24 protein-coding genes are annotated in these 23981 nt (G+C 68.9%); 11 read left to right on the forward strand and 13 right to left on the reverse strand.

Translation table 11 applies throughout. The features are described from left to right. Positions 1–28: 28 nt before the first annotated feature. The 4 genes from WME97_RS47800 to WME97_RS47815 all read left to right on the forward strand — a co-directional run bounded on the left by WME97_RS47800 (position 29) and on the right by WME97_RS47815 (position 4386). Positions 29–1159: a glycosyltransferase family 4 protein gene (locus tag WME97_RS47800; RefSeq protein WP_437547766.1), complete on the forward strand. Its 1131-nt coding sequence runs from the start codon at positions 29–31 to the stop codon at positions 1157–1159. Beyond that, entirely contained in the window at positions 1150–2349 is a 1200-nt protein-coding gene (locus tag WME97_RS47805) for a CgeB family protein (RefSeq protein WP_437547767.1), read from the forward strand. Before WME97_RS47800 ends, WME97_RS47805 begins: the two co-directional genes overlap by 10 nt. Positions 2350–2418: 69 nt before the next feature. Beyond that, complete coding sequence (locus WME97_RS47810) at positions 2419–3429, forward strand: UDP-glucuronic acid decarboxylase family protein (RefSeq protein ID WP_437547768.1); 1011 nt, start codon at positions 2419–2421, stop codon at positions 3427–3429. 126 nt (positions 3430–3555) lie between these two features. Then, a complete protein-coding gene (locus WME97_RS47815; protein WP_437547769.1) occupies positions 3556–4386 on the forward strand; it encodes a DUF4328 domain-containing protein in 831 nt (276 codons plus the stop codon). Between the two features lie 45 nt (positions 4387–4431). Here WME97_RS47815 and WME97_RS47820 read toward each other — a convergent pair whose 3' ends face one another. Further along, positions 4432–4854, reverse strand: a complete 423-nt coding sequence (locus WME97_RS47820) for a hypothetical protein (protein WP_437547770.1) — start codon at positions 4852–4854, stop codon at positions 4432–4434. 120 nt (positions 4855–4974) lie between these two features. On the opposite strand from WME97_RS47820, the gene WME97_RS47825 reads away from it, so the two are divergent. After that, positions 4975–5706, forward strand: coding sequence for a hypothetical protein (locus tag WME97_RS47825; protein WP_437547771.1), 732 nt, complete (start codon positions 4975–4977; stop codon positions 5704–5706). 48 nt (positions 5707–5754) lie between these two features. Here WME97_RS47825 and WME97_RS47830 read toward each other — a convergent pair whose 3' ends face one another. The 7 genes from WME97_RS47830 to WME97_RS47860 form a co-directional block, all read right to left on the reverse strand. Beyond that, on the reverse strand, positions 5755–6402 hold the full coding sequence (locus tag WME97_RS47830) for an aspartate/glutamate racemase family protein (RefSeq protein WP_437547773.1): 648 nt from the start codon (positions 6400–6402) through the stop codon (positions 5755–5757). A gap of 115 nt (positions 6403–6517) precedes the next feature. Then, positions 6518–7048, reverse strand: coding sequence for an SMI1/KNR4 family protein (locus WME97_RS47835; protein WP_437547774.1), 531 nt, complete (start codon positions 7046–7048; stop codon positions 6518–6520). A gap of 71 nt (positions 7049–7119) precedes the next feature. Next, positions 7120–7716 carry a DUF4291 domain-containing protein gene (locus tag WME97_RS47840; RefSeq protein WP_437547776.1) on the reverse strand — a complete coding sequence of 199 codons (597 nt, stop codon included), beginning with the start codon at positions 7714–7716 and terminating at the stop codon, positions 7120–7122. A 58-nt stretch (positions 7717–7774) separates the two neighbouring features. Further along, a complete protein-coding gene (locus tag WME97_RS47845; RefSeq protein ID WP_437547778.1) occupies positions 7775–8614 on the reverse strand; it encodes an N-acetyltransferase in 840 nt (279 codons plus the stop codon). A 130-nt stretch (positions 8615–8744) separates the two neighbouring features. Next, positions 8745–9017, reverse strand: a complete 273-nt coding sequence (locus WME97_RS47850; RefSeq protein WP_437547780.1) for a hypothetical protein — start codon at positions 9015–9017, stop codon at positions 8745–8747. Between the two features lie 76 nt (positions 9018–9093). Further along, entirely contained in the window at positions 9094–10548 is a 1455-nt protein-coding gene (locus WME97_RS47855) for a tetratricopeptide repeat protein (RefSeq protein ID WP_437547782.1), read from the reverse strand. A gap of 160 nt (positions 10549–10708) precedes the next feature. Continuing rightward, complete coding sequence (locus WME97_RS47860; RefSeq protein WP_437547783.1) at positions 10709–11659, reverse strand: LysR family transcriptional regulator; 951 nt, start codon at positions 11657–11659, stop codon at positions 10709–10711. Positions 11660–11733: 74 nt separating this feature from the next. On the opposite strand from WME97_RS47860, the gene WME97_RS47865 reads away from it, so the two are divergent. After that, positions 11734–12981: an MFS transporter gene (locus WME97_RS47865; protein WP_437547785.1), complete on the forward strand. Its 1248-nt coding sequence runs from the start codon at positions 11734–11736 to the stop codon at positions 12979–12981. A 31-nt stretch (positions 12982–13012) separates the two neighbouring features. Here the strand turns inward: WME97_RS47865 and WME97_RS47870 are convergent, their stop codons facing one another. Continuing rightward, positions 13013–13267: a hypothetical protein gene (locus tag WME97_RS47870; RefSeq protein WP_437547787.1), complete on the reverse strand. Its 255-nt coding sequence runs from the start codon at positions 13265–13267 to the stop codon at positions 13013–13015. A gap of 38 nt (positions 13268–13305) precedes the next feature. Between WME97_RS47870 and WME97_RS47875 the strand changes: the two genes are divergently transcribed. Together WME97_RS47875 and WME97_RS47880 are read left to right on the forward strand one after the other, a co-directional pair. Further along, complete coding sequence (locus WME97_RS47875; protein WP_437294639.1) at positions 13306–13842, forward strand: IS630 transposase-related protein; 537 nt, start codon at positions 13306–13308, stop codon at positions 13840–13842. Next, positions 13781–14362 carry a transposase gene (locus WME97_RS47880; protein WP_437547789.1) on the forward strand — a complete coding sequence of 194 codons (582 nt, stop codon included), beginning with the start codon at positions 13781–13783 and terminating at the stop codon, positions 14360–14362. Before WME97_RS47875 ends, WME97_RS47880 begins: the two co-directional genes overlap by 62 nt. A gap of 121 nt (positions 14363–14483) precedes the next feature. Here WME97_RS47880 and WME97_RS47885 read toward each other — a convergent pair whose 3' ends face one another. Beyond that, positions 14484–14918 carry a fosfomycin resistance glutathione transferase gene (locus WME97_RS47885; protein ID WP_437547791.1) on the reverse strand — a complete coding sequence of 145 codons (435 nt, stop codon included), beginning with the start codon at positions 14916–14918 and terminating at the stop codon, positions 14484–14486. A 671-nt stretch (positions 14919–15589) separates the two neighbouring features. Between WME97_RS47885 and WME97_RS47890 the strand changes: the two genes are divergently transcribed. Further along, positions 15590–18034 (forward strand): cellulose binding domain-containing protein, encoded by a 2445-nt coding sequence (locus WME97_RS47890; protein WP_437547793.1) that lies wholly within the window; start codon positions 15590–15592, stop codon positions 18032–18034. 253 nt (positions 18035–18287) lie between these two features. Here the strand turns inward: WME97_RS47890 and WME97_RS47895 are convergent, their stop codons facing one another. The 3 genes from WME97_RS47895 to WME97_RS47905 form a co-directional block, all read right to left on the reverse strand. Continuing rightward, positions 18288–19079, reverse strand: coding sequence for a 2OG-Fe(II) oxygenase (locus WME97_RS47895; protein ID WP_437547795.1), 792 nt, complete (start codon positions 19077–19079; stop codon positions 18288–18290). A gap of 242 nt (positions 19080–19321) precedes the next feature. Next, entirely contained in the window at positions 19322–19585 is a 264-nt protein-coding gene (locus WME97_RS47900; RefSeq protein ID WP_437555647.1) for an NAD(P)-dependent oxidoreductase, read from the reverse strand. A 508-nt stretch (positions 19586–20093) separates the two neighbouring features. Further along, entirely contained in the window at positions 20094–21011 is a 918-nt protein-coding gene (locus WME97_RS47905; RefSeq protein WP_437547797.1) for a class I SAM-dependent methyltransferase, read from the reverse strand. An 846-nt stretch (positions 21012–21857) separates the two neighbouring features. On the opposite strand from WME97_RS47905, the gene istA reads away from it, so the two are divergent. Both istA and istB read left to right on the forward strand, forming a co-directional pair. Beyond that, positions 21858–23096 (forward strand): IS21 family transposase, encoded by a 1239-nt coding sequence (gene istA / locus WME97_RS47910; RefSeq protein ID WP_437555374.1) that lies wholly within the window; start codon positions 21858–21860, stop codon positions 23094–23096. Then, entirely contained in the window at positions 23093–23875 is a 783-nt protein-coding gene (gene istB, locus WME97_RS47915; RefSeq protein WP_437544978.1) for an IS21-like element helper ATPase IstB, read from the forward strand. The genes istA and istB overlap by 4 nt, the downstream gene beginning before the upstream one ends. Positions 23876–23981: the final 106 nt, after the last annotated feature.

Raw genomic sequence — 23981 nt, forward strand, 5'->3', positions numbered from 1 at the left:
CGCGGCGCCGCGGCCCGGCCGGGTGCTGATGACGGCCGACACGCAGGGCGGCGTGTGGACGGTCGCGCTCGAGCTCGCGGGCGCGCTCTCCCGCGCCGGCGTGGCCACGGTGCTCGCGATCATGGGCGGGCCCCTGTCGCCCGCGGCGCGCGCGGCGGCCGCCGCGGTACCGGGCCTCGAGCTCGTCGAGAGCGCCTACCGGCTCGAATGGATGGATGACCCGTGGGACGACGTCGCGGCCGCCGGCGACTGGCTGCTCGACCTCGAGGAGCGGGTGCGGCCGGACCTCGTCCACCTGAACGGCTACTGCCACGCGGCCCTGCCGTTCCGGGCGCCCCGCGTCGTCGTGGCGCACGCCTGCGTGCTGTCGTGGTGGCGCGCGGTGCACCGCCGGCCCGCGCCGGTCCGCTACGAGCGCTACCGCGCGCGGGTCGCCGAGGGGCTCCGGGCCGCCGACGCGGTGGTCGCGCCGAGCGCGGCGATGCTGAGCGCCCTCGCGGGCGAGTATGGCGCGCTCGGCCTGGGCCGCGGCCATGTCATCCCGCACGCGCGCGACCGCAGGCGGTTCGCGCCGGGGCTGAAGGAGCCGTTCGTCTTCGCGGCCGGCCGGCTCTGGGACGAGGCCAAGAACCTCGCGGCCCTCGAGAAGGTCGCGCCCCACCTCGCGTGGCCCGTGCTCGTGGCCGGGAGCGACGTCGCGGCGGGCGGCGTCGGCCGCCGCGCCGGGGAGAGCCTCTGCTCCCTCGGGTGGGTCGATGAGCCGGAGCTCACGTGGTGGATGTCGCGCGCCGCGATCTACGCCTCCCCGGCGCGGTACGCGCCGTTCGGCATGGCCACCCTGGAGGCCGCCCTCTCCGGCTGCGCGCTCGTGCTCGGCGATCTGCCGAGCCTGCGCGAGGTCTGGCGCGACGCCGCCCTCTACGTCCCCGCGGACGATCCGCGCGCGCTCCACGCCGCGCTCGACCACCTCATCCGGGACGTCGCGCGCCGCGAGGCGCTCGGCGCGCTCGCCCGCCGGCGCGCGGTGCGCTTCAGCCCGCGCGCCATGGCCCGCCGCTACCTAGACGTCTACGCCCTCGCGCTCGCCGCCCGCCCGTCGGGCCCCCGGCGGGTCTGCCCTCCTTCATCGCCTTCACCCTGCGGGACACCATGCGAATAGCCCTCTTCTGCCACTCCTTGCTCTCCGACTGGGACCACGCGGACGCGCACTTCCTCCGCGGGATCGCGGCCGAGCTCGACGCGCGCGGCCACGACGTGCTCGCCTTCGAGCCCGAGGACGCCTGGAGCGCCCTGGGCCTCGTCGCGGCGTACGGCCCGGACGCGCTGCGCGAGGCCGCCGCCGTCTATCCGCGCCTCCGCCCGCGCCGTTACGCGCTCTCCACGCTGGACCTCGACGCCGCGCTCGCGGGGGTCGACGTCGTGCTCGTCCACGAGCGGAGCGACCCGGAGCTCGTGCGGCGGCTCGGCGAGCACCGCGCCCGCACGGATCGTTATCGCCTCTTCTTCCACGACACGCACCACGGGCTCATCACCGATCCGGCCGCGATCGTGCGGCGCGATCTCTCGGGGTACGACTGCGTGCTCGGCTTTGGAAAGAGCGTTTGTGATCTCTACCTGAGCCGCGGCGTCGCGCGGCGCGCGGTGGTGTGGCACGAGGCCGCGGACGCGCGCCTGTTCCGGCCGCTGCCCGAGGTCGAGAAGGAGCGTGATCTCGTGTGGATCGGCAACTGGGGCGACGGCGAGCGCACGGCGGAGCTCCACGAGTTCCTCGTCGAGCCCGTGAGGGCGCTCGGGCTCCGCGCGCGGGTCCACGGCGTGCGTTACCCCGATCGCGCGCTCTCGGCGCTGGCGGACGCCGGCATCGAGTACGCCGGCTGGCTCCCCAACCACCGTGTCCCGGACGCCTATGCGCGCGCCAGGATCACGGTGCATGTCCCGCGGCGGCCGTACGCCGCGTGGCTCCCCGGCATCCCCACGATCCGGCCGTTCGAGGCGCTCGCGTGCGGGATCCCGCTCGTGAGCGCGCCGTGGACCGACGCCGAGCGCCTCTTCTCGCCTGCCCGGGACTACCTCGTCGCGCGCACGGGCGCCGAGATGACGGAGCACCTCCGCGCGCTGCTCGCGGACCCGGAGTTCGCGCGCGGCGTCGCCGAGCACGGGCGCCGGACGGTGCTCGCGCGGCACACGTGCGCGCACCGCGTGGACTCGCTCCTCGACCTGATCGACGAGCTGCTCTTGCGGCCGTGCTACCGGCTCGGCGAGGCGGCGGAGGACGACGTGGAGCGGAGCGGCCCTGCGTCCGGCGTTCGCCGCCGCGACCCGGGCCGCTACCGGAGCCCGCTCGCGTGAGGTGCTGCGCGGCGCGGGGGGGTCTCGGCGGTTCACGAGGGGCGGTGTTGCGACGACGGAGGTGTTCCTATGGGTGACGCGAACGGGAGGACGGTGGGGAGCGGCATGCGCGTCCTGGTGGCGGGGGGCGCTGGCTTCATCGGCTCGCACCTGTGCGAGCGGCTCCTCGCGGACGGCCACGAGGTCATTGCGCTCGACGATTTCTCGACGGGCTCGCCGGCCAACGTGGCTCACTTGATGCGCAACAGCCGCTTCTGGCTGGTCGAGCACGACGTGGCCCTGCCGTTCGACTACGAGGTCGACAGGGTCTACCACCTGGCGTCGCCGGCGAGCCCTGCGCGCTGGCGGGGCGATCCGGTGCGCTCCACGCTCACGAACGTGATGGGCACGCTGCACGCGCTCCTGTGCGCCGAGCGGCACGGCGCGCGGCTCTTGCTGGCGTCGTCGAGCGACGTGTACGGCGATCCCGAGGTCGACCCGCAGCCGGAGAGCTACCTCGGGCGGGTGGACCCGGTCGCGGTGCGCGCCTGTTACGACGAGGGCAAGCGCTGCGCGGAGTCGCTGGTGATGGCCTTTCACCGCCAGGGGCGGGCGTCGGGGCGGATCGCGCGGATCTTCGACACCTACGGGCCGCGGATGGCGATCGACGACGGGCGCGCGGTGAGCAATTTCATCGCCCAGGCGCTCCGGGGAGAGGAGCTGACGGTGTACGGGAGCGGGTCGCAGGCGCGGAGCTTCTGTCACGTCGACGACCTGGTGGAGGGGTGTTTGCGGCTGATGGAGCACCCGTCGGAGGTGGGGCCCGTCAACCTGGGGAATCCGGTGGAGGTGACGGTGCTCGAGCTGGCGCAGGAGATCGTGCGGCTCACAGGGAGCGCGAGCCGGATCGCGTACCGCCCGCTGCCGGAGGGTGATCCGATGCGGCGGCGTCCGGTGATCGATCTGGCGCGGCGGGCGCTGGGGTTCGAGCCGCGGGTGCCGCTCCGGCAGGGGCTCTATGCGACGATCCAGAGCTTCCGGCGCGCGCTGGCGGGGCTCGACGAATGCGCGAGGCGAGCGGAGCCGGCAATGGCGAGCTGACGGATTGCCAGCCTGCGATTGTGGTGTCGGGGGCGGAGCGGGCGCCTCGGAGCGCACGATCACCACGCGTGTTCCTCGGCCACGTCGCTTGCGATGCTGCGCGTTACGCTGGTAGCCTCGCTCACCGTGAGCGCTTGGGCAGAAGCTCGGGAGGGGTGGAGCCGCGACGTCCGCGTGGTGCGCCGGCGCGCTCGTGTCGCGAATGCGGGGCTGATCGCGATGGGGGCGGTGGCGGCGTTCACGGCGCTGACCGGCGCCTGGCACATTGTGTTGCTCGGCTCGACGGACGTCTCGGCATCGACGTGGCGGCTCGCCAACACGCTCCGTGAGGTCGGGGGATTGCTCGAGCTGGGGCTCGGGCTCGTTGCTGGCGTGGTGTTCCTGCGCTGGCTCGCCAGGGCGGTCGCGCTGGCGGGCGTGCTGGATCCCGTGCGGGGGTTTTCCTGGACGCCGTCCGAGGCGGTCCTGGGATTCTTCATTCCCCTCATGAACCTGGTGCAGCCGTACAGGGTGGCGCGCGATCTCCACGACGGCCTTGCCCCGGAGGCCGTGCCCGAGCCCGCGCCGCGCCCTCTCCTGGACGGCGGGGGTGGTTACCGGCGCGTCGAGATGGCGCACGCCCCGCGGGCGGGCGCGGTGCACCATGCCGCGCTCGGCGCGTGGTGGGGGTGTTATGTCGCGAGCCGCGGCCTCGGGTGGCTGGCCTCTACCATGCCGGATCTGACGGTGGCGGAGTTCATCCGGTCCCGTTATGCGTTCATTGCGTCCGACGCGGCGTCGATCGCTGCCGCGTGGCTCGGGGTGCGGATGATCCGGGCGATCGACAGCCGGGTCGCGGAGCGCCATCGACGGCTCGCGTACGCCTCCGAAGAGGAGCTCGACCAGCTCCTCGTGGAGCGTGATCTCCAGCTGCGGCGGGACATGGCGAAGATCGCCGACTTCGACGATCCCGAGTAGGGCCCGCGCCTCCCGGCGGAGATCTTCTCTCTCCGCGTGGCGGCTTCAGAGCGAGAACTCTGCGCTTGTCCCCGCGGGCGTGAAGACGATCTCCTCCACCAGCGCGTGGAACGAAGGCGGCGTGGCCGCCCCGAGGGCGTTGAGCACGGCGAGCGCCGCCGCCGCGCCGACCGCTGCGGGGCTGGTGTCGGTGCTCAGCCCTTCGATCCTGGTCACGGTGACCGGACGTGGGGCGCTGCCGAGAAGGCGGAAAGCGAAGCGCACGCCCGCTGCCGCGCCTCGTTTCCAGTCGTCGTATCCCGACGCTGGAGCTTCCTCGACGTGCCCCTGAGCGGTGAACCCCGACCCGCTGCAGCTGAACGACACGGCGGCGATCTCTGTCGGGACGTCGTGGACCGTCAGGCTGACCTGCGCGAAGGCCGGCCATCGCTTGTACCGCGCAAACCGGGCGACGCCGACCTTGTCCATCGGTCTTCACCAGCGTACCGGGGTTCAGTCGCAAGCGCCAGGAGGCCACCGGGAGCGACGCTGCGGCGCTCGCTGGCGCGTTGGGATATACAGTGAACACAGCGTGCGCGCGGGGGAGCAATGATCGCATTCCGTGTCTCGGTCAATGGAGCGAAGGTCTGCACCGCGGGCGTCGGCCCGGCCGGCGTTCTGACGATCATCATCACGCGGCGCGCCGGCTCTCCGGAGGCGCTGCTCAGGGACGGCGACGTGTGGATCGGCGGGTTGGCCTCCGATCGGCGAGAGTTTTTTGTGTGGCCTTCCCGCGCGCTCAGGGTCGGGGACGAGATCGGGATCGAGGTCCTCGAGGCCGACACCGTCGACCCCCCCTTGAAACGCACGCCGAGCGCCGAGTCGTATCGCGCCACGCTGCTCCGCCAGGTCCGTACCGCGCTGGGCGCGTTCGCCGGGCCGATGCTGCGCGATCCACGAGGGCAACTCGCGACCCTCTCCCGGAGCGCCCGGGACCTTCTCTCTAGGACCGCGACCGCGATGGCGCGCCGCGCTCTTCGTCCGCCTGGCGCGCGCGCAGAGCGCGCCGTCCTCGTCGAGCTGAACTCACGGCGAGTCTGTGTCGCGGGGGTGCCGCGCCGTGGTCATGTGATGTCCTTGATCACCTGGGCCGCACCTACGCGAAGCGACGTCCCCAGCCATTTCTGGTTCTCGGTCTACGGGCGGGACGCCCGCACGGACGAATGCCTGGACTGGGGCCGTCCGGCGCTGGCCGTCGGCGACCATATATCCATCCGATTTGCCCGTTCGAGAGAGCACGACGCGCCCACGCGGCGACGTGACCGCTCGCTGGCGCGGTAGGCCGACGCTTTCGTCGCGCTCGGCCTGAGGGTGGGCGGCGCTGTGCTGCTATCTCGACCGATACCTCGACACGGCAGCCTCCACGCCCGATCTCGAGCTGCTCAGAACGGGGATTCCGAGGTGACGGACCAGCTCGGCCGCGGGGGCCATCGACGCCTGAGCCAGGAGCACGAGATCGCCCGGGCGCGCCGTAGACTCGATCGTCCTGGCGATCTCGCCGGCATAGCCAGGAGAGTCACCCCTCTCGAAGAGCCGCCATGCTCGCCCGCACAGGACTTCGACGACATCGATCGAGCGACCCGCGTCGGACGCTATCTGACGCAGCAGCGCCCCGGTGGGCTGAAAGGTGCTCTGGAGCGCGGCCACGACGAGGATCCGGCGACCGCTCGCGACGGCTTGCTCCGCCATCGGGCGATCGATCCGCATCACGGCACAGTCCGAGACGGGGACCGCCTCCGCGACGCCGCCGAGGGTCGAGCAGGTGCACACGATGACCCTCGCGCCCTCGTTCGCGAGCGCCTGAACGACCGTGGCGGTGGCCGAGCGGATGCCGTCCGTGATCCCACCGGCCGCCAGCGCATCCGCAAGGAGGCTCTCCTGCACCTCATGCCGGACCGGAATCGCGTCGTCTGCGTCCCGAACGAGACGGCTGAACGTCTCGACGTGGACGCGGGAAGTATGAAGAAATGCGAGCATATTTCTCGGTATCCGGAAGGTTCAGGGCTCGCCCGCGCGAGGGACCCATGTTCGTGGATGAACAGCCAGTACATCCCGCTGCTGAAATACCATGCCGTCCGGCGTTGTTGGCCCCCTATCCATTGGCATCCACGAGCTCGCTCCAGAACCGGATCCTGCGCATGTCTCCGCTCGCGGTGTCGACGGGAGACGGTCGGCGAAATTCGCGGCGCAGGTACGTCGCGAGATCGCTGCCGTAGCAAATGATGTCGGTCTGGTAGACCGAGAAGACGGGGTTTCCGGCGAGCGCCGGCTCCGCCGGAATGTAGCGGTGGCCCGCGACGGGAATGAGGCGGGGCGCCTCTGCGACCGCGGCCCGAGCGATCTGCAACGCTTCTGGTAGCTCCGGAGGACGAGCGCCCCATGCGTCCAACCAGAACACGTTGTGCTCGATGTCGAACGCGATGCCTTCGAAGGGCCAGTCGAGCCGCCGGCGAATCTCCGTCGAGTGTGGCTCCCGCCAGTCGGGAAAGCGCCCGCCAGCCGGGAGCCCCTCCGAGAGAAAGGAGCGCAGATCAGGCGGAAACCTTGCGCCGATGACGGACTCGGCCCGGTCGATCTCGGATTCCGTCAGACCGGGTGCAATCGTGATACCCGCGTCGATCAAGATCTGGAGCTCCGCTCGCCAGTCCGTCCGCCTCTCCCGTCCGCTCGATGAGCCAGTTCGTCGATGGCGCGTCATGGGTCGATGAGCAGCCGCCTGGCGATCCTCTCGTCAACGGCGTAGGGCCTCTCGCGCGGCAGCAACTTCGCCGCGCTGTCCGCGTGGCCGGCCTGAATCTGCTGGTACATCTTCCGGACCAGGGGAGTTCGATCCTCGATGGCGACGACCCAGCTCTCTGCGTACTCGCGAATGAGATCGCGGCCGATGCCGACCTGGATGCTGTAGCAAGGCAGCGGGCCGCCTCGCAGGTTGCGCTCGGTGTCCCATTGAATGTGGACCTTGGCTTCGGCAAACGCCTTGCTCCACTCGTCCGGTGAGCGAAACACCGTCGCTTCCGGCGAGGTGAGGACGGCGAGGGAGAGCGCCTGCTCCCAGCCCGTCCGCCGGATGCGGACGGCGAGGATCCGCTCCTGCCCGGCCTTGCGCCCCCAGTTGCTGCGGTGCATGAGCCAGAGAAACGACGGCTTGATCCAGGTCATGCGACCGAACGAGAACGGGGCGACGAAGCGCTGGGCAGCGAGCGCCGGCTCGGCGATGGCCGGCGGGTAGGCCTGGTACATGACGATTGTCTCCGCGTCGTAGTCCGCTCGGATCTCGTGAAGCTTCGGCATGCAGTCCACTCTTTGCGATCGGTAGGATCTGGCGGGAGGCTACCCCCGAAGACGGCGCTCAGGAGAAGGACTTGATGAGCACCGCCTGCGAGTAGATGGCCACGAGGCCCGCGCGCTCCAGGTTGCGCTGCGAGGTGCTCCCCGCCGCGGCCACCGAGTAGGCGATGTCGCACCCCGCGTCGCGGGCGTACGGGAGGCGGGCGTCGATGAGGGCGCGCTGCACGCCCCGGCCGCGGTGGGCCGCGAGTGTGCCGCCCGCGAACAGGAGGGCGACTCGCTCGTGCACGTAGACAGCGCCGACGCCGGCGACGGCGCCGGCGGCTGACGATGCCAGGAAGTACGCCGCCCCGGGCACGTGGAAGCCCGCCTCGAAGATGTCGGCCCGATCGGACGGAGGCTCATTCGGGGTGGCGAAGGCGGAGAGCGAGGCCGCGACCCATGCCGAGGCCTCCTCACGCGCGGCGCGCCGCACGACCAGGCCGCCGTGCGCGGCCGGCTCAGGCGCGTGGACCTCGACGGCGGGGGCGAGGTGGCGCACGAGCACGGTGTCGAGCGAGTCCAGGCGGAAGGCGCGCTCCCCGAGCCGCGCGAGCAGCGAAGGGTGGGCAAAGGGCGAGACCAGGATGCGCGCCTCGGTGCCGCGCGAGGCGTAGAAGTCCTCGAGGGCCTCGACGTCGCGCGCCTCGACCGGGCCGCTCAACCCGAGGCCGACCGCGCGCGAGAGCCGGGCGTGCGGGGCGACGAACGCGGCGCGACCGCCGGCGATGACCGCGACGGCGGCGCGCCGCGCCGGGACCCGCGCGGCGACCTCGCGCACGAGCGCCTCGATTTTCGCGGCCTCGGTCGCCTCGAGCCGGGCGGACAGGGCCTGATCGACGAAGACGGGTCGGGGCGTCATGCGGGAAGGATAGCGCCGGAGAGGCGGCGCGGACGCTCACTGCGGCTCGACGGTTCGGCGGCATCGTGCTGCCTCGTCCGCACAGGACCCCGACGCCATCGATCGAGCGCTCCGCGTCAGCGGTGTACGGTCAGCGTTCTGGGTGCGTGCGCTGTGCCCATTTGACCGCGTAGGCCTGGGCATCCTCCACGTCCAAAGGCACAGCAGTCCAGGCGCCGACTGCATCGCCAACCTCGAACTCCAGCTGGTCTTCAGCGTTCTCGCGGCATTCGTGCCATGTGTCGCCAGCGAAGACGCCGTCCCGTGTGAAGCGGTAGAGGAGCGCTGGTCCGTCGTCGAGGACCTCCATCAAGACGACTTCGGCCGGCGGCATCCGCTGACCTGCGCCTCCGAGCGTGCCCATGGTGTGGCGAGCGCCAGGCTCACCCCGCAGGGGACCAACGTGCACTACAAGGCGAAGCTTGGACATGGAGCGAACCTCACCGCTTTCGGCCTTCTGCTTCTGCGAGGGAGCGCGGTCGCTGGCGGCGACCCGCGACGACGTCCTCGATCAGCTTCAGCAGGTTACGCGTGATGGCGTCGGTGGGATCGAGCGACAGCGCGGAGGTCGCCTTGGCGAGCGCGCCCTCGACGTCTCCTGTCAGCAGGAGGATCAGGGCGAGGTTGCAGTGCAGTCCGGCATCATCGGGCCGAAGCTCGATCGCGCGTCGGGCGACCGGAAGGGCGTCGTGCGCGCGATCGAGCTCCAGGTAGACGGCGCCGAGCTCGCGACATCCGTCCGGCTGCTCGGGATCGATCGCGTGCGCGCGCTGAAAGGCGGCAAGCGCGGCGTCCGTATCGCCCAGTCGCATCTCGACCTTCCCGAGAAACCAGAGCGTCGGAAACGTGCCCTTTCGCTCGGCCGCCTGTCGGAGCAGCGCCCGGGCTCGCTCCAGTGCGTCTCGGTCCGCCGTCGCCAGGGGGTTTGACGGCGGTTCGAGCACGAGGCGTCCACTCATCTCGGTAGCCCGGGAGAAGAGCGCCTTTCCGTCGCGGAGATCGATCGCGAGCGTCTCCGCTTCGGTGCGGACCGACGCTGGAAGCGCCGCGTCGCACAGGAGCTCGTCCAGCACCTCGAACGCGTCGCGCTCCTTGCCGTTGAGAGCGAGGGTCCGCGCCAGAGGAACACGCACTCCTGCGAGCTTGCGGTCGGGGTCGGCAAGCACCGCGCGCCGAAACCAGGCTTCGGCCTCGGACCGATGGAGTCCCTTTGCTTCCGGACCTGTAGCCTCCTCGGCGCGTGCAGACGAGAGTTGACCCAGCTCCGCGTAGCCTGGCGCGCAGGCTGGCCATGAGCCGATGATTCGCCGGAGCCAGAACTCCGCGTCGTCGAACTGCCCGTTCGACGCGTGCGCTGCCGCCTCTCGCCCATACTGGGCCAGCTCTTCGGCGCTGAGGAACCGCGGCATCGCCGACCACCCGCACCCTCGGCACATCCACCCATCGACAGCCAGCGGGTACTCTCGCCAGATCTCGACCTGAGCACCACGACCCGCGGTCGTGAACACCACCTGACGGAGCGGCCTGTCGCACCGCTCGCATGCCGCCATCTCCCTGCGGCCCGGCTCTCTCGGCTCCTGCGGAAACGCCTTCGCACGATGGAGATCTCGCAAGATGACTCGGTCCTCCTCGAACGCGACGTCTCCGGTGCTCGTGTAAATACCGAAAGCGGCGAGAGCGCGACTCCAGAGTAAGATCAATGAGGGCATAAAGGAGTGCCTCGACGACAGGGCTCGACGGGGGCGAAGGAGAGCACGTGGTGGACCTGTTACCTCTGCCCGTGCGGCACGGCAAGATCGCATCCGTGCTCGCCGGCCGAGCGTCGCGATCGATCGCGGCGCATGGCCTATCTCCGGCTTCCCGCGTGTCATCTTCTTCGTTCGGGGCAGTTTCATCGCTTTGTTCGGCGGTGTCAGGTGAAACCACCGGTGGTGACTTTTGCTCGGAGGCCATGGCCGACCCGTCGCTCCAAGGTCGCCGCGTCCAGAGACCCACGATTGATCGACGCGCGAGGGCAGCCTGCTCGACGTCGGGCCTGGTCCACGCACCCGGCGATCAGCCGCGCCGCGCCGCCGCGCCGTCGACCACCGCCGGCACGGACTCCCGCATCACCTCGATGAAGCGACGCAGCCGGGCCGGATAGAAGCGGGCATGAGGATAGACCAGGTGGACCGGCAGCGGATCCGCCTGCCACGACGGCGCGAGGTGCAGCAGCCGCTTCTGCGCCAGGTCGTCGGTCAACAGCCAGGACGAGGCCACGCAGACGCCCAGCCCCATCAGCGCGGCGCTGCGCAGGGCATACAGGCTGTCGGTGCTCATGCGCGGGCGGAGCGCGAGCTCGACCCGTTCACCGCCCGACGCGTGGGTCAGCGTGATCGTGTCACGGTAGTAGGTGCGCAACGCCAGCCACGGCAGGTCGGCCAGGTCCGATGGATGAGCCGGCCGCGCGGCCCGGCCCAGCACCGAGGGCGCGGCGGCGACGATGCGCGGCACCTCGGTCAGGCGGATCGCCACCACGGCCGGATCGGCCACCGCGCCGACCAGGATGGCGCAGTCGATACCGTCAGCGATGAAGTTCGGCTGCCCGTCGTGCAGCAGCCACTCGACCGAGACGCGCGGGTAGCGGCGCAGGTAGTCGGCCAGCGGCTTGACCAGCTGGTGCTGGCCGAACGCGTGCGGCACGACCACGCGAAGCGTCCCGTCGGGCTGGTCGCGGTCGCCTCGCATGTCCGACGCGAACGCCTCCAGGCTGGCCAGCAGCGCCTTGGCGCGCTCGAAGCACCGTTCGCCGTCCTCGGTCAGCTTCATCGTGTGCGTGGAGCGCTGCAGCAACGGCAGGCCCAGCGAGCGCTCCAGCGCCTGCAGGCGCCGGCTCACGGTGGGCTGCGTCGTCCCCAGCAGGGTGGCCGCAGCCGACAGGCTGCCGGCCTCGACGATCCTCACGAACGTCTGCAGCAAGCCGACGTCGTCCAGCGAGGAGGGCGAGGGAGGTGCCGGCCTGGTCATACGCCGAAGGTATAACCATCGTGCGATCCATGCCACTACAGCGCGGGAGCGATGCTTCTCATACTCGGTGTACCATGCACGCCATTCAGTTGACGCATACACCCCCCGCCACCCAGCCGCCGCCCGCCGCGTCCGCGCCGCCCCTGCCCGCCGCTCTGGTGCTGCTGCTGGCCACCGGCGCGGGCCTGGCCGTGGCCTCGATCTACTACAGCCAGCCCATGCTCGGCGTGCTGGGGGCCGAGATCGGCGCCTCGGACCGCGCGCTCGGCCTCGTGCCCACGCTCACCCAGCTGGGCTATGCGCTGGGCATCCTGCTGCTTGCGCCGCTCGGCGACCGCTACGACCGGCGGCGCATCATCCTGGCCAAGGCTGCCCTTCTGGCGGCCGCGCTGCTGCTCGGCGGCGCCGCGCACGCGATCGGCACGCTGCTGGTCGCCAGCCTGGTCACCGGCCTGGCCGCGACCCTGGCGCAGGACATCGTGCCCGCCGCCGCGACGCTGGCCCCGGAGGCGCATCGGGGCAAGGTGGTCGGCACCGTGATGACCGGCCTCTTGCTGGGCATCCTGCTGTCCCGCGTGATCAGCGGCTTCGTGGCGGAGAATTTCGGCTGGCGCGCGGTGTTCGTCGCCGCCGCGGCCAGCATCGCGCTGCTCGGCGCGGCGATGTGGCGCAGCCTGCCGCGCTTCAAGCCGACCACGCAGCTGAGCTACGCCGCGCTGCTCGGGTCCCTGGCCGCGCTGTGGAAGCGCCACGGCGCCCTGCGCCGCGCGACGCTGGCCCAGGGGCTGCTGTCGGTGGGGTTCAGCGCGTTCTGGTCCACGCTCGCCGTGATGTTGCACGGCGCGCCGTTCCACCTCGGCAGCGCGGTGGCGGGCGCCTTCGGCCTGGCCGGGGCGGCCGGCGCGGTGGCGGCGCCCCTGGCCGGCCGCATCGCCGACCGCAGCGGGCCCGAACGGGTGACGCGCATGGGCGCCGCCCTTTCGTTCGTGGCCTTCGCCGCCATGGCGCTGTCACCCATGCTGTCGGCGCATGGACGGTTGTGGCTGCTCGGCGCCAGCGCCGTCGCCTTCGACCTCGGCATCCAAGCTGCGCTGGTGGCGCATCAGACCATCGTCTATGGCATCGAGCCCGGCGCGCGCAGCCGTGTCAACGCCGTGCTCGTCGTCGGCATGTTCGTCGGGATGGCCGCCGGCGCCGCGCTGGGCAGCGTGCTCTTCGCCCGGTGGGGCTGGCTGGCGGTGACGGCCCTCGCCTCGTCGGCGGCGGCCAGCGCGCTCCTCGTCCGACTCTGGCCGGCGACGCGCCCGTCTCCGAGCGCGTGACGGCTCACGACAGCAGACGTCCCCCTGTCCTTCAGCCCTGCTTTTGCCAACGAGATCCGCGCGACGTCCCCTTCTGCACCTCGGCAATGTCGAGCGCTACATGGTGATCGCTCAGCGCGCCGCCGACGAACGCGTGGTAGTGGCTGTGGCTCGCGAGCTCAGGGTGGGCCGCAAGCATCCTCTCGTCCTCTGAAATGTCATTGGTAGAGAATTGTTGGCCGGCGCTTGCTACGATCTGCTTTAGAGCGGTTTTCAGCCGAGTCTGGTACAGCCCGAGCTCGACCACACCGGATCGTGGCACAGTACCTGCCCAAGGTCTGCCCCATGAGCCCGTACAGTCTCGATCTGCGCCGGCGAATCGTCGATGCCTACGTCAACGGCGAGGGGAGCATTCGGGAAATAGCGGAGCGCTTCTCGGTCGCGCCGAACACTGTGCAGAATTACCTCACCCAGGTGCGCGCGACAGGCAGCCTTGCGCCCTTGCCGCACGGTGGTGGAGTGGGGCCGAAGATCGACCGGGCGGGGCTGGATGAGGTGCGCAAGCTGGTCGAGGAAAAGAACGACCGGACGCTGGCCGAGTTGGCTGAGCAGTTCGAGCAGCGGCAGGAGGTGCGTGTCAGCATCCCGACGATGCATCGGGCGCTGCAGCGGCTGGGCATCACGAGAAAAAAAAACGCTTCGAGCGAGCGAGCAGTATCGGCCCGCCGTCCGCAAGCGCCGCGCTCAGTTCCGGCGGCAAGCACGAAGAGTAGGCGCACGCCACATCACCTTCTTCGACGAGTTCGGTCTGCATCGCGGGATGGCGCGGCGGTACGGTCGTGCGCGTCGCGGGCGTCGGGCGCGCGGCAGGGTGCCGTGTAACACCGACCCGAAGATCACGCTCATCGTCGGCCTGAATCTCGGCGGCGCTGTAGAACCGATGGCCTTCGAGGGGTCCATGAACGGCGCCATCTTCGAGGCGTACATCCGCGACCGGATCGCTCCTCGAGTGCAGCCCGGCGATGTGATCGTTGTCGACGGGCTGGGTGCACACCGTGCTCCCGGTGCTCGCGCTGCCGTCGAGGAGCGCGGGGCAAAGTTCTGGATTTTGCCGCCTTATTCGCCTGACCTGTCGCCGGTGGAAGGCTGCGGCAGCAAAGTCAAGGAGCTCACCCGCGCCGCCGCCCCGCGCTCGGTCCCTCAGGTATACCGAGCCATGGGCCGAGCCATCGGTCTGGTAACTGATCGCGACGCCAAAGGTTGGTTTCAGCACACCGGCTACATCCGTCCACCGCGTCGTCCACCTCCCTCGCGTGCCGGCGCAACCCGGAGGATGGCGCCGCCCGGCGAGCGCTCTCGCGCTCCGCCAGCGGGGATGCCCTGCAGCATAGGGAATCAGTGAGCCCGAGCAGCAGCTCTTGTACCAGACCCAGCTGAAAACCGCTCTAGAACGTTCACCTGAGTCGATTTTCGGCTCATCGCTGCCTCCAGATCCTGATCGTCGCGATCGCGCCGGTGCGCCTTCATTGCGCCGGCGCCTCGCTCTCTCCGTCGTCGAAGAACTCCATCCCTTCGTAGGGCTTCTCGCGGCAGGACGTAAGGCGCGTCCGGAGGTCGCCGACGTGGATCTCGAGCTTGTGGCCGTCCGGGTCCTCGAAGTAGAGCGATGCCCCTTCGGAGCGGTTCTCTTTCCAGATCCGGGCCCCGCTCAGGCGAATGGCCTCGCCCAGAGAGGCGAAGCCCTCTTCATCGACCGAGAACGCGAGGTGCGAGTCGTCGGCCTGCCGCGCGGCGCGCGCGTCGAGCTCCAGACAGAGCCAGAGCGTTCCCAGCTCGAGGTACGCGCCCCTGGCCCACTGCGCTCGCCGCGTTCCGCCGAGCACCTGGACGTAGAACTGCACGGCGCGGTCGAGATCTCGAACCGCGAGGGTCACGTGGTTGATGCCGCCGATCGCCATGGCTCCGGCAGCATAGGCGACAACGGGCCCGTGATGGAGTGTTCGATCTCCAGGCTCCCGGTTGACGGACCGGTGCGGGGAGGGCGAGCGCGGAGCCCCGTCGCGGCCTCGCCCCTTCACGGCGCGTCGCGCCGCCGGCAGACGCCCGGACGCAATGAATTTCATGCTCCTTTACATTACTTCACACGATAGTTTTCGAAATTAAACCACGAATCGCTCCTGGCACATGGATCCATATCGCCGAGGGTGGGTGGTACGCCAAGCGCACGAGGATCCGTGCTGAAGTCCGGAAGAACCCTACTGGCGCACGGGTCGAAGAGCGACTATGCAGTGCGCCGTCATCGGCCGTTCGGCGATGGGACAAATGATTTTGCACTGCTGAGCTTGACAAGGCCCCTTTGTTTGCCAATAGCGTTCGTCGCACCGAGACCGACCGCCCGCCGCGCCGCACGAGCGCGCGGCGGGCGTCGTCCGGTGTGAGCCTCGGCATCACGGCTGAATCACGGCATCGCGCATGCGCATCGGGTCATCCTCAGCGCTTGCCAGGCCATGAATCCGGACGCTAGATCGGTTCGAGTGTCAGCAGCTCGTCGTGACGCACGGGGAGGTTCGTCGCCCTGCCGAACGAGGCGCGACGATCGGACGCTTCATCACCAACTTGGGTAAGAACCATGCACAACTTCAGCTTCCAGAGCAGATGGGACACGCGGGTCGCGGCAGCAGCGCTGGCGCTGCTGCCGGCATGCAGCGGCGGCTCGACGGAGTCGATCGGCACATCGCAGGCCGCGCTGCAGGGCGCGAACGGGATCAGCGCCGATCGCGTGATCGATTCGCAGTGGGGTCAGGGGTACTGCGCGCACATCGTGGTGAGCAACCAGCACCCGAGCGCCACGACGGGGACGTGGAGCGTCGCGCTCGACGTCGGCCCGGGCGCCATCTTCTCGTCCTGGGATGGCACGTTCAGCGGGAGCACGGGTCAGATCACGGTCACGCCCCAAGGCAGCAATGCGGCGATCCCCCCGTCGGGCAGCCGCCAGTTCGGGTTCTGCGCCAGCATCCCGAGCCCGGGGATCGAGCCGGTCGTGCTGTCGGTCAGCAGCGACCTGCCGCCGATGGGCAGCGGCGTGGCGATCGCGGAGTACAAGTTCCCGGCCGCGATCGACGCGATGGTCAGCCCTGACTACGCGACCGAGCTCTGGGCGTCCTTCTACCGCCCGACGAGCCTCGAGGCCGGCAAGCAGTATCCGCTGCTCGTGTTCATGCACGGGAACCACCCGACGTGCGGCACGGGCGTGAATCCTCGCACGGACAACAACAACCAGTATGCCGCGACGGGGACGTGCCCGGCGAACTACGTCGTCGTCCCCAACCATCGCGGCTACGACTACATGGCCGCAGACCTCGCCGCGCGCGGCTATTTCGTGGTGTCCATCAACACGAACCGGGGTATCCATGCCGCGTCGGGCTCGCCCAGCGACGAGTTCGTCATCGGGCCGCGCGGACGCCTGCTGCTCCGCCACCTGGAGCGGCTGAGCCGCTGGGACAGCGGCGCCGAAGCGACGCCCCCGGAGCTCGGCGTGGATCTGCTCGATCGCATCGATTTCGACCAGGTGGGCTTGCTGGGGCACTCGCGCGGCGGCGAGGCCGTGCGGTTCGCCTACAACGAGTACCGCCGGAGCGGCAGCCCCTGGCCTGGGCTGATAGACAGCCCGGTGAGCATCCGCGGGATCTTCGAGATCGGCCCGACCGATCAGGGCCAGAACGGCCAGCGCCTGAACGCTGACCAGACGGCCTGGAACGTGATCCTTCCGGCCTGCGACTGGGACCTGAGCGATCTGCCCGGGATGCGTCCGTTCGATCGCATGATGAGCATCGCCGAGCCGGAGCCCCTCTTCAAGTCCTTCTATCATGTGTGGGGCGCCAATCACAATTACTACAACAGCGAGTGGCAGCTCGCGGACGGGAACAGCGGCGGGATCCAGGGCTGCATCGACCATGAGGAGCTCTTCGATCCGGCGGAGTATGGCTCGCCGGCGCAGCGCGAGACGGGTCGCCTGGCGGCCGTTCAGTTCTTCACCGCCAACGTGGGCGCGGAGCGCGACGAGGCCGCGAACGCCCTGTTCGACCCCGCCTTCCCCTTTCCGGACGTCCCGTACCGCGTCCGCCGCGGCTACCATCCCGGCGGCGGCTCCGCCGACAGCCTGCTTCTCGAGGATTTCATCAATCCGACGGGCACGAGCTCCTACGGCCTGCCGAACACGACCGGCGGCACCCTCTCGGTGGAGCACACGCCCTTGAGCGGGCACGACCCTTCGCTCTCGGGCGCCTGGATCCACGACGTGGCCGCGGGCAGCGCGACGTTCTTCCAGTCGAACTGGTCCGCTGCAGGCACGGGCTTCGATCTCACGGGGTACGACTACCTCGATCTTCGCGCCGACCGCGGCTGGGGCTCCGACTCGACCGAGGCGTCGTTCCTTGTGGAGCTCGTGAACGCCGACGATACCCGGTCGAGCGCCGTCGCCATCGATGAGTTCCTGGAGCTCGGTCCACCGCCGCGCGGCGGCACCACGCTGCCGACCGTGCGCATTCCGCTGTCCTCGTTCAGCGGCGCCACGCTCGCGTCGGTGCGCGGGGTTCGTCTGACCTTCACCACCCCGCTCAACGGAAGCAGCCTGTACCTGGCGAACATCCGCGCGACCCGCGCCACCACCGAGGCCCTGGCGGGTTCGGGGCAGCTCGCCTCCGTTGCGTCGAGCGCGGCGCCGCCCAGCGCCCGTGCGCGCGCCGCAGGGACGTCCCTCCCCGAGCAGCGGCGGATCACGGCGGGCAACGCCATCCAGAGCGTGAGGCGCAGCGGATCCGACGCTGTCGAGCTCACGCTCACCAGCGCCGAGTTCTTCGACCTCCGCGCCACCAACCTGGTGCTCACCGTCGGCGCCGAGCGAAGCACCGCGGCTCGCCATCCGAACGGCGATCTCCACACCGTTCAATTCCTGCTCCCGCGCGCCGCCTTCGACCGCCTCGCCGCGCAGGAGCCGGTGACGGTCGACTACGGTCCAGGCTCCTACGTGGCCTGGGACTTCGGGCACCTCGACAAGACAGCGCTCGCTCCCTGAGCTGACGACGGCGCGCCCCGGCCCGCATCGAGGCCGGACCGGGGCGCCCCACCGCCACTTCACGCGCGACGAGGCTCATTCCCACGTCGCCGCTCTCGTCGCCCATGCGGGCACTGGGCCATCGCAACAACCTTCGCATTTCGCGGTCGTGAAATCGCACGAAGACGGTTGAGGACAAAAATGCCGTAGCCCGACCGTTCGGTATTCGGCGATAAATGACTGAGGGCGAGCGAATTCAATCGCATGAAAATGGTCAACTCGGCGCAGCGTTGGAGCGCATGCGCTTGAGCATTGTTGTCCCGAGCGCAACCAGCGGATAGAGAGTCGGACCATATAGAACCTTCTTCTTTGTCGCGCTGAAAACGCTATCGCGCGGCGCCCTTGCGCCGATGAGCACCGTCCACCTGCCACGCGCAGCGCCATCGGCCGGAATTTGCGTCAGCTCCACTTCGTGCAGCAGCGTCTTGTCGAAGATCAGCGCATCCCCCCTGCGCAAGCCGAGATCCGCTTCGACCCTTCGCCGCGTCCTGTCCTTCGAATAGACGACCAAGTTGCCGCCTTCGTAGTCCTTCCCCGGTTCCGATAGGGCGACCCAGAACTGAATCAGCGGCAGCGGCGCCGGACCATCGTAATCCCTATGTTGCGAGAGCATTCCCCGGTTTCCGTAGTATTGGGTGACGATCACATAGTCGTGCAGAGTGCCTTTCTCGTTGCGGTAGATTGGGTCGCTGAGCCACGCGCTTTCGATCTCATCGCGGATCGTGATGGCCCGACCGAGAAGACGGCCAATGAAATCATCCTGGTGATTGTGGAAGTACTGGTAGATCCTGGCGGTCCGCTCCAGGTGGTCATGCGATCTAGGATGGACATAATCGCGCATGGACTTGGTGATGATCCGCGCGCGAATGCGACGGGCGTCCGTCATGAACTGCTCGCAGTTCTCCCGGTACTGGTCCGTCTCTTTCGCCGAGAACAGACCGCGAATCACGAAAAAACCCAGGGATGGATCCAGTAGGTCCTGCCGCGCCTTTTCAGTGTCGATCATGGGGCCTCCTAGACTCTGCCAATGATTATCGTCAAAGCCTGCGGCGATGCGGCGGCCTCACGAATCATAGAGCGCGTCCTCGTCGAACGCCTCGGCGCGCCCGCGTCCACAGGTACTAAGTTGTGCTTCGCTTCCTGCAGAACCCGCCGCGACACCAATCCAGCGGTGTTCTGCGTCAGGGGCAGCTACACGAAAATAGCATCACGGCCTGCGAACAACTCGTGCATCGACCGATAGCTCGTTCAGAGCGTCTTCTCGATGCTGTTCGGGTACCTTGTCCGATGGTGGCAGTAGACATTCGCGCCGAAGCCGGCGAGCCGGCGGTGTGTCTCGCGGCTGATAAGCCCGTATCCCACGATGCCAATGTCCTTGCGGTACAGAGTGCACCTGACGGCGACGACCCGGCTGTGTGCACCTCGGGTATCTGTCGCAGGCAGAGCCGAGAACAGGTACGTGTCTATGGCCGTGTAGCCGCGGTACGGCAGCGATCCTGCTAAGGCCTTCAGAGGCTAGGAAATCCAAACGCGATCCGAAAGTGAAGCTCCTTGTAGCTGCCGTCTCATCGTTCAGCCGCGTTGCTCGCGCCGGTTGGCATAGAGAACCTTGCGCGAGCCGCCCACCCTCCTGGAAAAGCGTCGCTAACTCAGCAGTCTATCTACGCAAAGGCACACCCCCCTCCCGCGGCGATCGCGTGCTTACATGGAATTCTACAACGGAGCGGATCTGGTTGCCAACTTTTTCCACCGACTCCATTTTGATAGATTTCACTCAATTTACCTGAAAACCGCAGCTCGGGCAGCGACGGATAGAGTGCCGTCCTGAGCGGATGCCATCGTTGATGGCGTACAGCTCGTGCTCGCCACTCGCCAAGCGCGGCACGTTGCAGTGGACCGCGCCGGCTGATCCCGACGCGGTCCTGCGCTGGTCCTGGTAGCGGTGACATCATCAGGCGCTGGTGCGCAGCGGTCACTTCCGGCGCCGTGGTGCTCGGCCGCCTTAAGTACAACTGTAGTACTACGCTGCCCTGGCGGTGCGAGGGGGATCCTTGCGGAATGCGATCTCGACGTAGGGCAGGAAGGCCTCGATGGGCGTGTCCAGCCAGCGGCACAGGGTAGCCTCGCATAACGAATACGCCGCGAAGACGAGCTGATGAGCGCCACCACGCCTGCCCGCGAGGGCTCGCGTGCCCTCGCGCTGGCGCCAGCGGGCGAGCGCGCGGTCATCGCGGCCGGCAGGGGGGATGAGCGTGGCGCCCAGAGGGGCGAGGGTGCGTTGGACCTCCCAGAAGGTGATGCCGCGCTTGTGGCCGAGCCGCGCCGCGCGATCCGGCGCGAGGTTGGACCACCAGCGGGTGGTGTGGGGGCCGCAGGGGAAGATGCCATTGCCGGAGCCCGAGACGATGATACTGCCGCCAGGCTTCACCACGCGGTACATCTCGGTGAGCAACACCCGGCGCAGATGGCGATCGGGGACGTATTGCATGACGGAGTTGCAGACGCAGATGTCGAAGCTGTCGTTCCGGAACGGGAGCTGGGAGGTGTCCGGTACGTAATGGAAGCGGACGCGGTCGTCCACGCGATGGGCGCGCCTGCGCCAGTCGCTCGCCTCGTGATTGAGGAGGTTCGGCTCGACGCCCGTGACGGCGGCGGCGCCGGCCCCGATCATCGCGAGCGAGAGCCCGCCCGTGCCGGAGCCGAAATCGAGCACCGACTTGCCTGCTATGCCACCGCGCTCGACCAAGAACGGCACGATATTGCTCTGGTGGTGGTCAACGAGGCCCATCAGGAACGCAGCGTCAGCGCAGGTAGGCGGCGGGACGCCGCTGCTGTCGGCCTGCGCCTCGTCCGAGACGCCAGCGCCCCGGCGGACCAGAGCACAGAAGTTTTGCCATGCCTGATGGTTCAGGCCACCTGGCTCAGTCTGGAGATCCATTTCGTTCGACCTTTTCCTCGAGAGTTATGTTCCGTACTGGCGCGGTGACACGGCGTACGCCATCGGCATAAACCTCGCCGATCGCCCGACCACGAGAGGTGAAGATTACCTGGAGTTCCGGTCTGCGCCAGCACGGAGGCTCTTCACGTTGGGGAGTGAGGGCCAGCCGTGCCCCAAGGTGAGCTTGTGTTCAGGATCGTCCCCAGGAGGGGGTTCGCGGGGCTATGTACGCCAAACACCGCATGCGGCCGGGCCGTAGGATGGGACAGTCGCTATGCGGATCGCGGCGGTTGGAGCGCGCTCGAAATTACCCGCCGCCGCGTGCCCCGATGGATCGCCCGAAGAACCATTGCTGCGGCTCGTGGCCCTGATTCCTCCGTCGAAGTTTCCGCTCATGAGATAGCATGGCCTGGTCGCGCCTCGCCCGTCGTGGCGCTCTCTAGTGACGCCAGAGCCACGTCCCACGCCGCGGAGCCTGAGCCGCGAGCCGCCGGGGTGCTCGACTCATCGCTCCTCGCGCGGCGCAAATTGAGGGGATTTGTCAGGTGTTGCCCCGGAAGCACCTCCGCAGCACCTGTGCTTCCCTACGGGCTCTCGTCGCGCCGCCCGGTGGACTCTCAGGCGCACCTGCACCGGCACGACGCTTGCCCGGGCTCCCGGAAGGTGGCTCCACCAGGGCCGACCGAGCCGCCGTCCCGCCCCGGGCCCGCGGCGGCTGTAGAGCGTCAGTAATAATGACCCCCGCGCGACAGTAAAACTGACCCCCCTCCCTCGCGCCAGAGCGGAGGAAACGGCATGGAAATCAGGGACTTGGACGTGGCACCTCTCGGTTCGGAGGTGCAGGAGATGATCGAGCCGGACGTTATCCGGCAGATTCGCGAGTTCACGGCCCGAGGGTGGGGGTCCAAACGGATCGCCGCGGAGCTCGGCGTGGCTCGCAACACGGTCCGCCGTTATTTGCGCGGTGGAGCCGCCGCCGAGGCGCAGGTGCGCCCTGCTCGTCGCTGCTTGGACGAGGATGGCCGCGCCGAGGCCAAGCAGCTCTTCACCGGCTTGGCGGAGGGCAACGCCGTGGTCGTCGCAGGCGAGCTTGTCAGCCGTGGCATCACGGTAAGCCCGAGGACCGTACAGCGCGTGGTGGCCGACCTTCGCCGCGGGCAAAGGGCTGCCGACGTGGCCAGCGTACGGTTCGAGACCGCCCCTGGTTATCAGATGCAGATCGACTTCGGTCAGAAGCAGGTCCGCATCGCCGGCACATTCGTGCGGGTGCACCTGCTGGTCGCCGTATTGAGTCACTCACGAAGGCTGTTCGTCAAGGCTTTTCTGAGCGAGCGACAGGACGATTGGCGCGAAGGCATCGCAGAAGCCTTCCGCCACTTCGGCGGCGTGCCTCGCACTGTACTCGGGGACAATGCGCGCTCGCTGGTGCTCGGCCGCGAGCGCGAAACAGGCACCGTGACGTTCCACCCGGCTTACCTCGCGTTCTGTCGCGATTGGGACGTCACCCCGCGCGCCTGCGGGCCCTACCGGGCGCGCACCAAGGGCAAGACCGAGTCGGGCGTCAAGTACGTCAAGCGCAACGGGCTGGCGGGGCGCGAGTTCGAGTCCTTCGCCGCGCTCGAAGCCCACCTGGTCCGGTGGATGGGCGAGGCCGACCAGCGCATCCACGGCACGACCCACGAGGCGCCGATGGTGCGCTTCGAGCGCGATGAGCGGCACGCGCTCCGGCCGTTGCCGTCACGGCCCCTGCCGGTGCGAGAGCAGCGGCTCCGACGACGCGTAGCCAACGACGCCCTCGTCGACGTCGACACCATCCGCTACAGCGTCCCGCACCGGCTTGTGCGCGACACCGTGGACGTCGTTGTCGGTGAGCGCGAGGTCCGCATCTATCGGGGAACGGAGTTGGTGGCGCGGCACGAGCGCTCCTTCGAGCCTCATGCTCGTGTCGTCGAGCCCCGCCACTTTGACGGGCTGTGGCGAAGGCCTGCCGCGCCGACGCCGCTAGATGCGCCCCTGAGCGCCCTGGAGGCCATGGGGCGCAGCCTGTCGGACTACGCGGCCGTGATCGGGGAGGTGGCCTCGTGAGCCGCGAGATCGTGCATGCGCGCGTTGTCGAGAGCCTGAGCCGGCTCAGGATGCGCTCCATCGCCGAGCGGCTCGATGCCCTGCTCTCCGAGGCGGCCAGAACCGAGCCGACCTACCTCGATTTCCTCGACAAGCTCCTCTGCGAGGAGATCGGGTCCAAGCAGCGCAAGCGGGTGGCGATGGGGATCCAGATCGCGCACTTTCCGGCGATCAAGACCCTCGAGGACTTCGACTTCAAGTTCCAGCCCTCGATCGACCAGAAGCTCGTCCGCGAACTCGCCACCGGGCGCTTCATCGCTGAGGCCGAGAACGTGCTGGTGTTCGGTCCTCCCGGGGTGGGCAAGACGCATCTGGCCATCGCGCTGGGGCGGGCCGCCGTCGAGGCGGGGCACTCGGTGCTCTTCACGAGTGCGACCGCGCTCCTGGCGACGCTGTCGAAGGCGGAAACCGAGGGGCAGCTCGCGGAGAAGCTCTTGTTCTACACGAAGCCGAAGCTTCTGGTGGTCGATGAACTGGGCTACTTGCCCTTCGAGAGGCAGAGCGCCCATCTCTTCTTCCAGCTCGTTGCCAGGAGGTACGAGAAGAGCAGCACCCTGATCACGACAAACCAGGTGGTGACGCAGTGGGGCACGGTCTTCGGGGACGAAGTCCTCGCCGCCGCCATCCTCGACCGTCTGCTCCACCACAGCCACACCCTGATGATCTCGGGAGACAGCTACAGGCTGAAACAGAAAAAGAAGGCGGGTCTGCTCGGCGGGAACACCGCGCCGATCAGGTGATCCATGGGCGCGGGAGGGGGGTCAGTTTTACTGTCGCAAGGGGGTCAAAAGTTACTGTCGCTTGACAGCGGCTGCCCTCTTCACGACCCAGCCCCAGGACCCTTCT

This window comes from Sorangium sp. So ce367, assembly GCF_051520455.1.
In the GTDB taxonomy this organism is placed as follows: Bacteria; Myxococcota_A; Polyangia; order Polyangiales; family Polyangiaceae; genus Sorangium; species Sorangium cellulosum_B.

Excerpts from the sequence above, each read along its gene's own strand:
- WME97_RS47810 (WP_437547768.1), top strand. The coding sequence starts at position 2,419 with ATGGGTGACGCGAACGGGAGGACGGTGGGGAGCGGCATGCGCGTCCTG.
- WME97_RS47840 (WP_437547776.1), bottom strand. The coding sequence starts at position 7,716 with ATGCCGAAGCTTCACGAGATCCGAGCGGACTACGACGCGGAGACAATC.
- WME97_RS47895 (WP_437547795.1), bottom strand. The coding sequence starts at position 19,079 with ATGATCGACACTGAAAAGGCGCGGCAGGACCTACTGGATCCATCCCTG.
- WME97_RS47860 (WP_437547783.1), bottom strand. The coding sequence starts at position 11,659 with ATGACCAGGCCGGCACCTCCCTCGCCCTCCTCGCTGGACGACGTCGGC.
- WME97_RS47845 (WP_437547778.1), bottom strand. The coding sequence starts at position 8,614 with ATGACGCCCCGACCCGTCTTCGTCGATCAGGCCCTGTCCGCCCGGCTC.
- WME97_RS47820 (WP_437547770.1), bottom strand. The coding sequence starts at position 4,854 with ATGGACAAGGTCGGCGTCGCCCGGTTTGCGCGGTACAAGCGATGGCCG.
- WME97_RS47800 (WP_437547766.1), top strand. The coding sequence starts at position 29 with ATGACGGCCGACACGCAGGGCGGCGTGTGGACGGTCGCGCTCGAGCTC.
- WME97_RS47850 (WP_437547780.1), bottom strand. The coding sequence starts at position 9,017 with ATGGGCACGCTCGGAGGCGCAGGTCAGCGGATGCCGCCGGCCGAAGTC.
- WME97_RS47805 (WP_437547767.1), top strand. The coding sequence starts at position 1,150 with ATGCGAATAGCCCTCTTCTGCCACTCCTTGCTCTCCGACTGGGACCAC.
- WME97_RS47825 (WP_437547771.1), top strand. The coding sequence starts at position 4,975 with ATGATCGCATTCCGTGTCTCGGTCAATGGAGCGAAGGTCTGCACCGCG.
- istA (WP_437555374.1), top strand. The coding sequence starts at position 21,858 with ATGATCGAGCCGGACGTTATCCGGCAGATTCGCGAGTTCACGGCCCGA.
- WME97_RS47855 (WP_437547782.1), bottom strand. The coding sequence starts at position 10,548 with ATGAAACTGCCCCGAACGAAGAAGATGACACGCGGGAAGCCGGAGATA.
- WME97_RS47880 (WP_437547789.1), top strand. The coding sequence starts at position 13,781 with ATGGCGCGGCGGTACGGTCGTGCGCGTCGCGGGCGTCGGGCGCGCGGC.
- WME97_RS47885 (WP_437547791.1), bottom strand. The coding sequence starts at position 14,918 with ATGGCGATCGGCGGCATCAACCACGTGACCCTCGCGGTTCGAGATCTC.
- WME97_RS47890 (WP_437547793.1), top strand. The coding sequence starts at position 15,590 with ATGCACAACTTCAGCTTCCAGAGCAGATGGGACACGCGGGTCGCGGCA.
- WME97_RS47875 (WP_437294639.1), top strand. The coding sequence starts at position 13,306 with ATGAGCCCGTACAGTCTCGATCTGCGCCGGCGAATCGTCGATGCCTAC.
- WME97_RS47905 (WP_437547797.1), bottom strand. The coding sequence starts at position 21,011 with ATGGATCTCCAGACTGAGCCAGGTGGCCTGAACCATCAGGCATGGCAA.
- WME97_RS47865 (WP_437547785.1), top strand. The coding sequence starts at position 11,734 with ATGCACGCCATTCAGTTGACGCATACACCCCCCGCCACCCAGCCGCCG.
- WME97_RS47830 (WP_437547773.1), bottom strand. The coding sequence starts at position 6,402 with ATGCTCGCATTTCTTCATACTTCCCGCGTCCACGTCGAGACGTTCAGC.